At 65.8% G+C, this 13,675-nt stretch carries 13 protein-coding genes; 7 read left to right on the forward strand and 6 right to left on the reverse strand.

What is annotated here, in order from left to right:
- Window positions 1-105 precede the first annotated feature (105 nt).
- Entirely contained in the window at window positions 106-1,401 is a 1,296-nt protein-coding gene (locus ACQ3DC_RS10710) for an ABC transporter substrate-binding protein (protein ID WP_157239291.1), read from the reverse strand.
- A gap of 347 nt (window positions 1,402-1,748) precedes the next feature.
- Window positions 1,749-2,969 carry an ROK family protein gene (locus ACQ3DC_RS10715; protein ID WP_430752203.1) on the reverse strand — a complete coding sequence of 407 codons (1,221 nt, stop codon included), beginning with the start codon at window positions 2,967-2,969 and terminating at the stop codon, window positions 1,749-1,751.
- 148 nt (window positions 2,970-3,117) lie between these two features.
- Between ACQ3DC_RS10715 and ACQ3DC_RS10720 the strand changes: the two genes are divergently transcribed.
- From ACQ3DC_RS10720 to ACQ3DC_RS10740, 5 genes are read left to right on the forward strand one after another with little or no spacing between them, the layout of a single operon-like run.
- Complete coding sequence (locus ACQ3DC_RS10720; RefSeq protein ID WP_430752204.1) at window positions 3,118-3,858, forward strand: sugar phosphate isomerase/epimerase family protein; 741 nt, start codon at window positions 3,118-3,120, stop codon at window positions 3,856-3,858.
- Window positions 3,855-4,985: a Gfo/Idh/MocA family protein gene (locus ACQ3DC_RS10725; protein ID WP_321215271.1), complete on the forward strand. Its 1,131-nt coding sequence runs from the start codon at window positions 3,855-3,857 to the stop codon at window positions 4,983-4,985. The genes ACQ3DC_RS10720 and ACQ3DC_RS10725 overlap by 4 nt, the downstream gene beginning before the upstream one ends.
- A complete protein-coding gene (locus ACQ3DC_RS10730; protein ID WP_321215270.1) occupies window positions 4,982-6,184 on the forward strand; it encodes a Gfo/Idh/MocA family protein in 1,203 nt (400 codons plus the stop codon). The genes ACQ3DC_RS10725 and ACQ3DC_RS10730 overlap by 4 nt, the downstream gene beginning before the upstream one ends.
- Window position 6,185: 1 nt before the next feature.
- A complete protein-coding gene (locus tag ACQ3DC_RS10735; RefSeq protein WP_321215269.1) occupies window positions 6,186-7,181 on the forward strand; it encodes a sugar phosphate isomerase/epimerase family protein in 996 nt (331 codons plus the stop codon).
- 31 nt (window positions 7,182-7,212) lie between these two features.
- Window positions 7,213-7,746: a GNAT family N-acetyltransferase gene (locus tag ACQ3DC_RS10740; RefSeq protein ID WP_323057712.1), complete on the forward strand. Its 534-nt coding sequence runs from the start codon at window positions 7,213-7,215 to the stop codon at window positions 7,744-7,746.
- 19 nt (window positions 7,747-7,765) lie between these two features.
- Here ACQ3DC_RS10740 and ACQ3DC_RS10745 read toward each other — a convergent pair whose 3' ends face one another.
- The gene (locus ACQ3DC_RS10745; protein WP_157239305.1) at window positions 7,766-9,904 is read right to left on the reverse strand and encodes an amylo-alpha-1,6-glucosidase; all 2,139 of its coding nucleotides are present in this window, start codon (window positions 9,902-9,904) and stop codon (window positions 7,766-7,768) included.
- Window positions 9,905-9,959: 55 nt separating this feature from the next.
- Window positions 9,960-11,021, reverse strand: a complete 1,062-nt coding sequence (locus ACQ3DC_RS10750) for a glycosyltransferase family 4 protein (RefSeq protein WP_430752205.1) — start codon at window positions 11,019-11,021, stop codon at window positions 9,960-9,962.
- 220 nt (window positions 11,022-11,241) lie between these two features.
- On the opposite strand from ACQ3DC_RS10750, the gene ACQ3DC_RS10755 reads away from it, so the two are divergent.
- Both ACQ3DC_RS10755 and ACQ3DC_RS10760 read left to right on the forward strand, forming a co-directional pair.
- Complete coding sequence (locus ACQ3DC_RS10755) at window positions 11,242-11,940, forward strand: DsbA family oxidoreductase (protein ID WP_157239309.1); 699 nt, start codon at window positions 11,242-11,244, stop codon at window positions 11,938-11,940.
- A 57-nt stretch (window positions 11,941-11,997) separates the two neighbouring features.
- Complete coding sequence (locus ACQ3DC_RS10760) at window positions 11,998-12,648, forward strand: TetR/AcrR family transcriptional regulator (protein WP_430752206.1); 651 nt, start codon at window positions 11,998-12,000, stop codon at window positions 12,646-12,648.
- Between the two features lie 34 nt (window positions 12,649-12,682).
- Here the strand turns inward: ACQ3DC_RS10760 and ACQ3DC_RS10765 are convergent, their stop codons facing one another.
- Window positions 12,683-13,357 carry a LytR C-terminal domain-containing protein gene (locus ACQ3DC_RS10765; RefSeq protein WP_430752207.1) on the reverse strand — a complete coding sequence of 225 codons (675 nt, stop codon included), beginning with the start codon at window positions 13,355-13,357 and terminating at the stop codon, window positions 12,683-12,685.
- Window positions 13,350-13,649, reverse strand: a complete 300-nt coding sequence (locus ACQ3DC_RS10770; protein WP_199775313.1) for a type II toxin-antitoxin system VapB family antitoxin — start codon at window positions 13,647-13,649, stop codon at window positions 13,350-13,352. Before ACQ3DC_RS10770 ends, ACQ3DC_RS10765 begins: the two co-directional genes overlap by 8 nt.
- Window positions 13,650-13,675: the final 26 nt, after the last annotated feature.

Consider the following 13,675-nt stretch of genomic DNA (forward strand, 5'->3'; position numbering starts at 1 on the left):
TCCGTTTGGGGCCGGGGCCCGCAACCTTTGGGCCCGGGGGCCTGCCGCCCGGGGGGGGCCCCCCCCCGCGCCCACGACCGGAAGTCAGGACAGGGGGTGCCATGGTCAGAAGGTCGCCTTGGCGGTCTTGATCTCTTCAGCCATCTGCTTGGTTGCGTCATCCGCTGTGGCCGTGCCGGACAGGACCGCGTAGACGTTCTTGTTGATGGCCTGGGAAATCTGCGGGTACACCGGGGAGACCGGCCTGGGCTTGGCACCCTTGACCGAGTCGAGCAGTTCCTTCGCGAACGGCATCTTGGCCAGGACTTCGGGGGCGGAGTAGGCGGCCTCGTTCACCGGCGCCTGGGAGTTGTCCATGGCCACGTGCTTCTGCCACTCCGGGGAGGTGGCGAACTTGATGTAGGCCACGGCTGCGCCCGGGTTGGTGGAGTGGGCGGAGATGGCGAAGTTCCAGCCGCCCAGGACGCCGCTTGGCTTGGCGGAGCCGTCAAAGGAGGGCAGCGGTGCCACGCCGAAGGTGCCTGCCAGGTTGGTGGCGTTCAGGAGGCGGTAGACGTGGGGCCAGTTGCGCTGGTATCCGAAGTTGCCGGACTCGTAGGCCAGGCGTGCGGGATCTTCGTTGTAGGTCAGCACGGCACGGTCCGCGGAACCGTTCTTGATGCCGTCGGCCATGAAGTTCAGGACCTTGCGGGTGGTGTCGTTGTCCACCGCCACTTCGCCGTTGGCATCCAGGACCTCGCCGCCGGCGCTGTAGAGGAGTTCGAGGAAGTTCACCGTCAGGCCTTCATACTGCTTGCCTTGGTAGACCAGCCCGTTGCCTGGGGCCTTGGCTGCCTCTTTGTAGAGCTGCTGCCAGGTTTCCGGCTTGGCCACCTTGTCCTTCTGGTAGTAGATCAGGCCGGCGTTCGTGTAGAAGGGTGCGGCCCAGTACTTGCCGTCGTACTTCACCGTCTCAGTCGTGGACGTGATGAGGTTGTCCTTGATTCCTTCGACCAGTTCGGTCTGGTCAAGCAGCCAGCCCTGGGAGGCGAACTCGGCCGTCCAGATCACGTCCGTCATGAAGATGTCGCACTCGGTGGACTTGCCTTCAAGGCGCTGGACGGCCTGCGTGCGGGATTCGTCCGTCGTGGCACCGATCTCCGTGTACTTCGCCGTCATGCCCGGGTTGGCGGCGTTGAAGGCCGCCGTGGTGTTCTTGTGGATGCCGCTCGCGTCTTTGCCGCCGCACAAATGGATGTTTCCCTTGGCGCCTTCTGCGCTCTTGGGATCGGCTACGGCCGCGGCCGGAGCCTGGGTCGATTCCGATTTCGACGCCGGCTGGTTTCCGCAGCCCGCGAGCATGACTCCCGCTACTACGGTTGCTGCAACACTCTGGGCAAGACGACGGCGTCTTGCTGGCATGGATGCCTTCACGAGTTTCCTTTCGGGGTGGCCTGGTCCGCCCATTCGGTCCACGGCCATAATCGGACGGCCGCAGGTACCGGACAGCGGGACGATGAAGCGGTCAGCCGCAACTTTCAACCGCTATAGGTCAAAAGTATGTAGGCGAGCCGCTGTAAGCAGATTTCCATGGAGTGTGACCCATGTCAACAAGAATCGGATGGGATTTTTCGGTATCCGATTGGATCCCGGGGTACATCTGCCGGTATTCGAGGGCATGCCGCGGCGAGGCCTGCGTGCTTGGGTGCTTGCGTGCCTACGCGCTTGGGTGCACGGACCGTACAGGCCTGGAATTTGGGGGGACGCGCCTAATCAGCCTGGGTGGACGTCCGGATGGCGGTTTCCACCGCTTCGGGCGAGAGGACGTGGTCAATCACCATCCGGCTGGCACCAAGTATTGCGGCGTCTGCCGGAGCTTTGGACTGCTCGATGCGGAGCCGGGACGTGGCAAGCGGCAGCGATCTGCGGTAAACCGCCTCGCGTACCCCCGCCAGCAGCTGGTCGCCGGCGCGCGCCAGGCTTCCGCCCACCACAATGACGGAAGGGTTGAGCAGGTTCACGCAAATTGCGAGTACCTCCCCCAGGTCCCGTCCGGCCTGCCGCAGCGCATGGATGGCCTGGACGTTTCCCTTGGCCGCGAGTTCCACCACGTCTGTACTGGTGGTGGCCTCGATTCCTTCCGCACGCAGCTTACCGGCCAAGGCAGGTCCGGATGCCAGGGCCTCGAGGCATCCGCTGTTGCCGCAGCGGCACAGCACGTCCTCGCCGTCGGGGACCCGGACGTGCCCAAGGTCGCCGGAAGTACCATCTGCGCCACGCTGGATTTGGCCGTTGCTGATGATGCCGGCACCGATGCCCGTGGCCACTTTGACCAGCAACACGTTCTGGAATTCCTGCCAGTGGGCGTACCGCTCACCGATCGCCATGATGTTCACGTCGTTATCCACCAGCACGACCGTGCCCAGCTGCCGGCCAACGAATCCGGCCACATCGAACCCGTCCCAGCCCGGCATGATGGGAGGTTTCACCGGCCGCCCCGTGCTGTGTTCCACAGGACCGGGGAGTCCTATCCCCACTCCGGCAAGATCGCCGACGCGGCGTCCGACGTCTTCCAACAGCTTGCGCCCTATTTCGATGACGCGGTTCAGGACGGGTTCGGGACCTTCCCCAATATCGATCGCTTCGGAGTGCCTGGCAAGGATGGTGGCATTCAGGTCCGTGGCCGCCACCGAGGCATGGGTTGCGCCTATGTCGGCGGCGAGCACCAGCCTGACCCCCGCGTTAAACGCAAATTTCGACGGCGGCCGCCCGCCGGAGGAGGCCGCTTCGCCGGCCGGACCCACCAGGCCCATGGCAAGGAGGGCATCGATCCGGGCGGCAACAGTGGTCCGGGCAAGGCCGGTCAGGTCCGCCAGTTCGGACCGCGTGCGGGGCTTGCCGTCACGGAGCAGCTGGAACAGGTCACCGGTGCGCGAAAGCAGCCCGGCTTCCTGCTGTAGACGCGGTTGTTGCCTCGGAACGATCGCCATACCTAAGGAATAGCACATTCGGAAATACTTTGGTTCGAGTAATCCTTGACTTTTGATTGACTTGCGCCAAAAGTCGCCGTAATTTGTAAAAAACCCAACTCATGTGCTGCGGCGCATGCAACATCGAGCAGCAAGGAATGGGCAGGCCATGGACCACTCGCTTCAGCTTTACACTCTTCGGCGGCCCTTGGAAGAGGACCTTCCCGGAACCATCCGCAGGGTCGCGGACATCGGTTTCACCCGGGTGGAGCCCTACAATTTCGTGGCCACCGCGAGGGAACTGGGCAGTGCCCTGAAAGAGAACGGACTGACGGCGCCGTCCGGCCATGCCCCGCTGCTCAGCCAGGACCAGGACGAAATCTTCGCAGCGGCCAGGGACCTGGGCATCACCACGGTGATCGACCCGTTCATCCCCGCCGACCGCTGGCAGACGGCCGAGGACATCCGTGCCACGGCGGAGAAGCTGAACGAAGCTGCCAGAAAGGGCGCCGAGTACGGCATCCGGGTTGGCTACCACAACCACCAGTGGGAGTTGGAGTCAATCGTCGAAGGCCGGACCGCCCTGGAATACTTCGCCGACCTGCTTGACCCGGAACTGGTCCTGGAAGTGGACACCTACTGGGTGGCCGTGGGCGGGCAGGATCCGGTGGACATCCTCGCCAGGCTCGGTGACCGGGTAAAGCTGATCCACATCAAGGACGGCCCCCTGACCACGGATACCAGGGCCCAGCAACCGGCCGGCAAGGGCAAGGTGCAGGTCCTTGACGTCATCGCCGCAGCAAAGGCCCTGGAGGTGGGCGTGGTGGAATTCGACGACTACGAGGGAGACATCTTCCAGGGCATCGCCGAGAGCCTGGCATTCCTCAACAGCGCAGGAGCCAGCGCATGAGCACCCCCTCCCCCAGCAAAGGCCCGGTGGGCGTCGGCGTCATCGGCGCGGGCAACATCAGCAAGCAGTACCTGGACAACCTCACCACGTTCCCCGACCTCAAGGTCCACGTCATCGCGGACCTCTTCGAGGAAGCCGCCGAAGCCCGGGCCAACGAATACGGCATCCCCGAGTGGGGCGGGGTGGAAAAAGCACTGCACCACCCCGACGTCGAGATCATCGTGAACCTGACCATTCCCGCAGCCCACGTGGAAGTGGCCACAGCAGCCGTACACGCCGGCAAGCACGTCTGGACCGAGAAGCCTTTTTCCCTTGACCGCGAATCAGGCCTGGGGCTCCTCAAAACCGCAGACTCCGCGGGGATTCGCCTGGGCTGCGCCCCGGACACGTTCCTGGGTGCCGGGCTCCAGACTGCACTGCGCCTGATCCAGCGGGGCGACATCGGCACGCCCCTGACCGGCATGACCACCTTCCAGACGCCGGGTCCGGAGTCCTGGCACCCCAACCCCGCCTTCCTGTTCCAGTACGGCGCCGGCCCCCTGTTCGACATGGGCCCCTACTACCTCACCACCCTGGTCCAGGCCTTCGGCTCCATCCGCAAGGTGGCCGCCGTCGGCTCCAAGGCCAAGGACATCCGCGTCATCGGTTCCGGACCCAAGGCCGGCGAGGAGTTCACCGTGGAAGTCCCCACGCACGTCTCGGCCATGGCGCAATTCGAAAGCGGCGCGTCCTCCCACAGCGTCTTCTCCTTCGAATCTCCCCGCACGCGGATGGGATTCGTGGAGATTACAGGCACGGAGGCCACTATCTCCCTGCCGGATCCCAACAACTTCGACGGCGACGTCAGGCTTTGGCGCGCGGGCGACGAAGCCTGGACCACCATCCCGGCCACGGGCCCGGCGAACGGCCGCGGCATGGGCGTCCTGGACATGGCGCGTTCGCTGCGTGCCGGCGTCCCCCACCGCGCCCCCGGCAGCCTGGCCTACCATGTGCTGGACGCCATGGTCTCCATCTCGGAATCCATGGACTCGGGCACCTTTGTGGACGTGGAAAGCTCCGCCCCGGCCTCTGCTCCGCTCCCCGAGGACTGGGCACCGGAGACGCTGACCCTGGGGGAGGGCGCATGAGCCGGGAACCGGGAACCACGGCGCCACTGGGGGTGGCGATGATCGGCTACGCCTTCATGGGCAAGGCACATTCCAACGCGTGGCGGAACGTGGCCAGCTTCTTCGACGTCCCGGCGTTTGAACAAAAGGTCCTGGTTGGCCGCGATGCCGCCGCCGTCTCGGAGGCTGCCGGCAGGTACGGGTGGGCGGAAACGGCCACCGACTGGCGCACTGTCCTGGAGCGGGACGACATCCACATCATCGACGTCTGCGCCCCGGGCTGGATGCACGCCGAAATCGCCATCGCCGCCTTTGAGGCGGGCAAGCATGTGCTGCTGGAGAAGCCCCTCGCCAACACCCTGGCGGAGGCCGAGGCAATGACCGCTGCGGCGCAGGCCGCACGGGCCAGGGGCGTCCAGTCGATGGTCGGGTTCAACTACCGCAGGGTGCCTGCCCTTGCCCTTGCCAAGGAGCTGATCGCCGAGGGCAGGATCGGCACGGTACGGCACGTCCGTGCCGCCTACCTGCAGGACTGGCTGGCTGACGACCAGGCGCCCATGACCTGGCGGCTGAAGAAGGAAACAGCCGGCTCCGGCGCCCTGGGTGACATCGCCTCCCACGCCATCGACCAGGTGCTGTTCCTCCTGGGGGACCGGGTCACCGAGGTCACCGGCCGCCTGCACACCTTCGTGAACCGGCGCCCCGGCACGAGCGGTCCCGCAGGCGGCCTTGAGGATGTAACGGTCGACGACGCCGCCTGGGCAACATTGTCCCTCGCCTCGGGAGCAGTCGCCTCAGTGGAGGCCTCCAGGGTGGCCACCGGACGGAAGAACTCCCTCCAGCTTGAGGTCTACGGCGACAAGGGCGCCCTCCGGTTCGACCTGGAAAACCTCAATGAGCTTGCGTTCCTGGATGCCACCGCACCCGCCCGGGAGCAGGGATTCCGCCGGATCCTGGTCAACGAGCCCGAGCACCCGTACCTTAAGGCGTGGTGGCCGCAGGGCCACATCATCGGCTGGGAGCACACCTTCACCCACGAAGTCCGCGACTTCCTGCTTGCCGTCAGCTCCGGAACCGCGCCGTCGCCGTCGTTCGAGGACGGGCTGGCCGTCCAGCGCATCCTGGACGCCGTGGAGGAATCCGCCGCCGCGAAGAGCGCCCTCATCCAACTGGCCCCCGCCAACCCGGCCGCCACCGCCACCCACCCGCAAGGAGCCTGACATGCCCCGCCCGTTTACCCTGTTCACCGGCCAGTGGGCCGACCTGCCCTTCGAAGAGGTGGCCAAACTGGCCTCCGGCTGGGGCTACGACGGCCTGGAAATCGCCGTCTCCGGGGACCATCTGGACGCCTGGCGCTGGGACGAACCCGGCTACGTGGAGTCCAAGCTCGCCGTACTGGAAAAGTACAACCTGAAGGTTTGGGCCATTTCCAACCACCTCAAGGGCCAGGCCGTGTGCGATGACCCCATCGACTTCCGCCACCAGGACATCGTGGGCGCCAAGGTCTGGGGCGACGGCGACCCCGAAGGCGTCCGCCAGAGGGCCGCCGAGGAAATGAAGCACACCGCCCGGCTCGCCAAGGCACTCGGGGTGGACACCGTCGTCGGCTTCACCGGCTCCTCCATCTGGCAGTACGTGGCCATGTTCCCGCCCGTCCCGGAAAAGGTCATCGACGCCGGCTACCAGGACTTCGCCGACCGCTGGAACCCCATCCTGGATGTCTTCGACGAATGCGGCGTCCGGTTCGCCCACGAAGTCCACCCGTCCGAGATCGCCTACGACTACTGGACCACCGTCCGCACCCTCGAGGCGATCGGACACCGCGAAGCGTTCGGCCTGAACTGGGACCCCTCCCACATGATGTGGCAGGGAATGGACCCCGTTTCCTTCATCTGGGACTTCAAGGACCGGATCTACCACGTGGACTGCAAAGACACCAAGATCCGCCAGACCGGCCGCAACACGGTCCTGGGCTCCCACCTGCCCTGGGGCGATCCGCGCCGCGGGTGGGACTTCGTCTCCGCCGGCCGCGGCGACGTCCCCTGGGAAGCCTCGTTCCGCGCCCTGTCCGCGATCGGCTATGACGGGCCTATCTCCGTCGAATGGGAAGACGCCGGCATGGACCGCCTGCACGGCGCCCCCGAAGCCCTCGCGGCCCTCAAGAAGTTCGACTTCCCGCCGTCGAGCACGTCCTTCGACGCCGCCTTCAAGCAGTAGCTCCCGGGGGGCACGCACGTAGAATCCCTGCATGACCCACACCATCCGCCCGGCAACAACAGACGACGCCGGGGCGCTGGCAGCCCTGGCAACCGTCACCTTTCCGCTGGCGTGCCCGCCGTCGACGTCGCCTGAAGACATAGCAGCGCATCTGGCGAACACCCTCAGCGAACAGCACTTCCGGACGTACCTCAGTGACCCGGACGTCACCGTCCTGGTGATAGACGGGGAGGGCGCCCTCCGCGGGTACAGCCTCCTGGTGAACCGTCCCGCGGCGGACCCGGATGTGTCCGCGGTGCTGACATTGACGCCGTCGGTGGAGCTCAGCAAGTGCTATGTGCATCCCGGGCACCACGGCCTGGGCGCCGCTGCGGAGCTGATGCACGCCAGCCTCCAGGCGGCGGCCGGATCAGGCGCAGCCGGTGTGTGGCTCGGGGTCAACAGCCAAAACGCGCGGGCCATCCGCTTCTACGAGAAGTCAGGGTTCCGCAGGGTGGGAACCAAGTCTTTCCGGCTGGGAAATACCGTGGAGCACGATTTCGTGCTGGAGCGCGCCCTCCCGTGACCGGCCCCCCGCTGCCCTCTTACACGTACTCAGCCGGGTAAGCCAGTGGCGGGCGCGGTTCCGCCAGGAGCTTGAGGCCCGGCGGCAGCCCCTCCACGGTGCCGTGGGTCCCGGACGCCCTGATGTTGATGCGGGCGGTGTCCAGCAGCACGTTTTCGGCCCGGAACTCGCCCACCTCCTCCGGAAGGATCGGCGCCAGGTGCACTACCCCGTGCGTGAAGACGGGGTCGAAGCGGAGCAGGGCCCGGACCAGTTGTATGGGCGCCGCCGCCGCCCATGCCTGCGGCGAGCAGGCGGTGGGGTATGCCACCGGTCCGGAGAACTCGCCGCGGTCGAAACCGCAGAACAGTTCGGGCAGCCTGCCGTCAAAATGCTCAGCGGCCTCGAAGATGCCGGTGGCCACCCGGCGCGCCTCTTCCACGAATCCGTAGCGCATCAGCCCGGTTGCCACCAGGGCCGTGTCATGCGGCCACACCGAGCCGTTGTGGTAGCTCACCGGGTTGTAGGCGCCCATGTCCGAGCTGAGGGTGCGGATTCCCCAGCCGGTGAACATCTGCGGGGACATCAGGTGCTCCACCACGGAAGCCGCCTTGTCCTCATCCACGATGCCCATCCAGAGGCAGTGCCCCATGTTTGAAGTACACGCGTCCACCGGCCGCTTGTCCTTATCCAGCGCCACGGCGAAGTAACCCTTGTCCGGCAGCCAGAACTTCTCGTTGAAGGCGGCCTTCAAATCCGCGGCGCGTTCAGCCCAGTGCTGTTCCAGGGCGCGGTCGCCGCTCCAGCGGGCCAGCAGTGACCGGCCCACATAGGCGGAGTAAACGTAGGCCTGGACTTCGCAGAGGGCAATGGGCGCCTCGGCCATGGTCCCGTCCGCGAAGTTGATGCCGTCCCAGGAATCCTTCCACCCCTGGTTGACGAGTCCATGGTCGTTGGGCCGGATGTACTCCACGAACCCGTCGCCGTCGCGGTCCCCGTACTTCTCGATCCACTCCAAAGCCCTGTCCACGTGGGGCACCAACGGCTCCACAATGTCCTTTGACTGCCCCCACCTGCTCAGCTCGCCAACCAGGGCCGCAAACAGCGGCGTGGCGTCAGCGGTGCCGTAGTAGGCGCTGCCCCCCAGCGCCAGCCCCGCGGTGACGCCCAACCTCACCTCGTGCGGGATGCGCCCCGGTTCTTCCTCGGAGTCCGTGTCCACTTTCGTCCCTTGGAGGCCGGCCAAGGTCTGCAACGTCCCGGCCGCCAGTTTGGGGTCCACCATCAGGCTCATGTAGGAGGAGAGGATGGAGTCGCGGCCGAAGAGCGCCATGAACCAGGGGGCGCCGGCGGCGACGGCTACCCGTTCCGGATGGTGCGGGTCGAAGATCCGCAGGGATCCCAGGTCGCTTTGGCTGCGGTTCAGCAGATCCTGCAGGTTGGCGTCCGACACGGTGATCAGCGGGACGTTCTGCTCCCAGTGCCGGTGCCGGCGGGCGCCCTCCCGGTGGTGCGGCAGCCCGTCCTCGCTGAAGGCGTCGGCGGGGGCCTGCCCGTTGATTAGGGGGACCACAATGATGCTGGTAGCCCACTTGCCGCGGGGTGGAATGGTGGCCCGGAAGCGGAGCCCGTCTGTGCTGACGGCGGCGCCGCGGGCCCGGACGGCCGTTCCCCGCCGTTGGCCGTTGCGGGCGCTTTCAATCACGAGCTGGCCGTCGCGGACCGTTCGGACGGCCTCGGCATGCTTTGACGTGCGGCCCACCTTGACGTCGAAAAGATCGTCCTGGTCTGCACCAACGAGGAGTTCGATGTCGCATTCCACAGGCTCAGCCGAGTAGTTCTCCAGCGTGATGTCGTCCTGCAGGCCGGGGCCGATGTGGCGGGTTTGACGGACCACCAGCGGGCTGTCGAACCGGCCGTCCGGCCATTGGGCCCTCCCAACGAAGGTGGCTTCGAAGGGCTTGGGCCGTTGCGCCGCCAACGGTTCACGCAAGGAGCCATTTACTCGGAGGATCCAGTGGGAAATGATGCGCGTGTCCTGGTAGAAAGCACCGTTCGTGCCGGTGTCTGAACTGATGTCCCCGGTGCCGGAAGAGATGCAGAACGAGGATCCTTCCAGCACCGTCACCGAACCTGATTCGGATGCGGCGGCCTCGGTGTCGGCGTTCCATGCAGTCAAGGGAAAGGGCTCCTTCGCTAGGAGGCGGACTTACCGCGGTTCGGAAGACCGTCCCTTAAAGATTCTGGTGCAAACCGATCGCATCCGGAACCCCTGGGGGAGCCTCCCCTGCGAGCAGCTTCTCGAAGAGCCGGAGGTGCTCGTTCACCATGCGTTCCTCGCTGAACCGTTCCGCGGCGGCCTTTCGGCAAGCTGCACGGCTGAGGCTCTCCGCCTCATGCACAAAGCCCGCCAGCTGCTCCGTGCTTCCCAGGTACCCGGTCCGGCCATGGTCGATAATTTCGGGTGCGGAACCTATCCGGGTGCCTATTACAGGGGTGCCTGTGGCAAGCGCCTCGATCATGACCAGCCCGAAAGGTTCAGACCACTGAATCGGGTTGAGGAAGGCCAGCGCCTCGCCCATCAGCCGATACTTGATGGCGTCGTCCACTTCGCCGACGAAGTCCTCATTGGGCCCCAGCATGGGCTCGATGACCTCACGGAAATACCGGATTTCGTCGGGGTCGCGCATCTTGACCGCTATCCGCAGCGGCAGTCCCGCCTCCCTGCCGATCATAATGGCCTCCAGCAGTCCCTTATCGGCGCAGGCCCGCCCGACGAAGCACAGGTAGCCGCCGGTCCCCGACCCCATCGGAACGGAGGAAACGTCCATCCCGTGGTGGATGACCCGCGTCACCGGCACTTCCGGTGCGCGCGAGCACTGGTCCCGGGAGATAGCGATCACAGCCGCCCTCCGGCCGATGGCACGGTAGATATCCACTGCGTCCGCACTGAGCGGGCCGTGGATTGTCGTTGCCACCGGGACCTGGTCAGGCCGCTCCACGTACAGGGGGCCGGTGAGGGTGTGGTCATGGATGATATCCACGTCCCCCATGGCTGCGTACGCCCGGACTACGTGGCTCAGCTCAGAGATGGCTAAACCGAGTCCGTCACTGTGTGCAGGCCGCATGCCCGGAGCCCGGGGGACAGCGCATGTGCTGTCCGAGGGAGCTGCCAACACGACGTCATGCCCGGCCGCCGCAAAGCCTCTGGCGAGGCTGTCCACTACTCTTTCAATGCCACCGTACGTTACCGGTGGAACAGGAATCCAAGGTCCTGCAACCAGTCCTATCCGCATTCCTGGCCTCGCCTAGAACGGGCCTGGCTCCCCAGCCGGGCCGGGCAATACTGTCCGCGGAACCTGATATGTCCCGCGGTCTAATTCAGAATCATCCGGTGGCATCTGCTTAGCCTTCAACTCAGACTATGGCGCAGGATTGGCGGCAGACAAGACCCACTGTGCGGCAACTAACACCGGGCTCCGGAATGGCGGCCCGAAATCCGCGGTTACGTCCAACATGAAGATAGAGATCTGGTCCGATGTTGCCTGCCCGTGGTGCTTTATTGGCAAGCGGCGCTTCGAAGCTGCCCTGGCCGCCTTCCCGCACCGTGATTACGTGGACGTGACCTGGCGCAGCTACCAGCTGGACCCCACCCTTCCCGAGCACTATGACGGCACGGAACTCGAGTACCTGAGTTCCCGCAAGGGCATCCCCGCAGAGCAGGTCTCGGCGATGTTCGGCCACGTTGCCGGCCAGGCGAAGGCCGAGGGCCTGAATTACCGGTTCGACTCGGTGGTGGTGGCCAACAGCTTCACCGCGCACCGCCTGATCCACCTTGCCGCTGCCCACGGCAAGCAGGATGCTGCAAAGGAACGCCTGCTCAGCGACCACTTCGAGCATGGCAAGGACATCGGCAGCCGGCAGTACCTTGCGTCGCTCGGCGTCGAACTCGGCATCGACCCCGGCGCAGTGGATGAGCTCTTCACCACGGACAAGTACGCGGACGCAGTCCGCTTCGATTTCGAGGAGGGCCGGTCCCTGGGCATCAGCGGAGTCCCGTTCTTCGTGATCGACCGGAAGTACGGACTCTCCGGGGCACAACCCGTTGAGACCTTCACTGCCGCCTTGAACCAGGCATGGCAGGAAGCCAATCCCCTTGTCATGGTCAACTCCGGCGAGGGGGAGGCCTGCGGACCGGACGGCTGCCCGGCGTAGGAAAGTACGGCAGGAAAGGGCGGGGCGTTTACTGACACATGGCGGTAAAGTGTCTGTATGCCCAGGATTTCAGCGGCCAGTAATGCCGAGCAGCGAGCGGACACCCAGCGCCGCATCCTTACGGCCTTCGGCGAACTCCTTTTCTCCCATGGCCTGCCCGGGCTGACCATGACGGACGTGGCACGGCACGCCGGGGTGGGCCGGACCGCCGTCTACAACTACTACGCGGACATCGAAGAGCTGCTGATTTCCTACGCCCTGGATGAGACTGAGAAGTTCCTCTCCGAACTGCGGGACTCCCTGGGACGACTGGACAACCCCGTGGACAGGCTCGCGCTGTACGTCCGCGCGCAGGTGGTGGACCTCAGCCGCCGCCACCTCCCGCCGGGGCCTGCCATGGGAGCGGTGCTCTCGCCGTCGTCCTTTGCCAAACTCGCCAACCACGTGGGCGAGCTGAGCGTCCTGCTGCAGGGGATCCTGCGGGACGGAATGGAGCAGGGCTACCTTCCTGTGGCGGACGTCAACCAGCAGGCACAGCTGATCCTGGGCACGCTGTCCTCCAGCGCGGCCAGGGGCAGCGATGAGCCCGCCGAACTGGAAGCCCGGGTGGCCAGGACGGTCCGCTTCATCCAGCTCGGGGCCGGGGCAAGGTTCGACGACGACGGCCGCCCCGTCCGGCTGGCCCCGCTTCGCGCGGTGGCTGGCTGAGCAGCACCACAGCGGGTGGGCGGCCAACCCCGCGTCACGGAGTGGGCGCTGCAGAGGGGATGACTGGCCATTTGTCGTCGTCGGCAATCCGGCGGCTTTCCCGCGGACAACCCAGCTTTCCGGGCGTCTGGTCAACGAGCTCGGGCGGGGCCAGCGCCTTGTAGTCCTGGGAGAGGATCACGTCCACGCTTCCGTCTGTCCTGCTGTCCTGGAAGTAGTCCGAACCCGGCAGGTTGCGCTGGACACTGAAGGCAGCGGCCTGCCCGGCCGCCCCGGAAACCACGGCGGCAATGCCACGGTAGCCTGCGTCGATGTTGGACACCGCGCCCACTACGAACTTCCTGGCCAGGAACTCATCCGCCACCGAGCGGGCCAGCCCGGGCCTGCTGGTGGAGTTATAGACGTTGAGGTTGATCTGCTCGTGGGGGGTGTAGTCAAAGGTGGCGGCCGGGCAGGTGGAAACGGCCTCCTCGGCCGGCGCTGCGGCAGGAAACTTCAGCCGTTCATCGATGATGGCCAGCGCGGTGATGATGGCCGCAACGATCAGGCCGATCAGGAGGACCAGGACAACTCCGTGCAGCGCCCGGCGGCGCACGCGCGCCGTATCGTCGGCGTCGCGGGCGGCTTCAAAGGTGGCCCGCAGTTCGGGGCCGGTGACAACGTGGTGGCCGTGGAGGACACTGACGTCCTGCTGCTTTTTCCTAGCCATCTATCACCAGGACGCGAGCGTGGATTGCGGTGCGCTGGTGCAGGGCGGTGCGGACGGCGCGGTGCAGCCCGTCCTCCAGGTACAGGGTTCCCTGGTACTGCACCACGTGCGGGAAAAGGTCACCGAAAAACGTGGAGTCCTCGGCCAGCAGCGCTTCCAGGTCAAGGGTGCGTTTGGTGGTCACCAGCTCATCCAGCCGGACGGGCCGCGGCGGGAGCGAAGCCCAGTCCTTCGGCGTCATGTAACCATGGTCGGGGTAAGGGCGGCCCTCGCCCACAGCTTTGAATATCACCTTGCCACACTAGGCATCCTGCACGT

Origin of the sequence: Paenarthrobacter sp. NEAU-H11 (assembly GCF_050573415.1) — a bacterium.
Classification (GTDB): Bacteria; Actinomycetota; Actinomycetes; order Actinomycetales; family Micrococcaceae; genus Arthrobacter.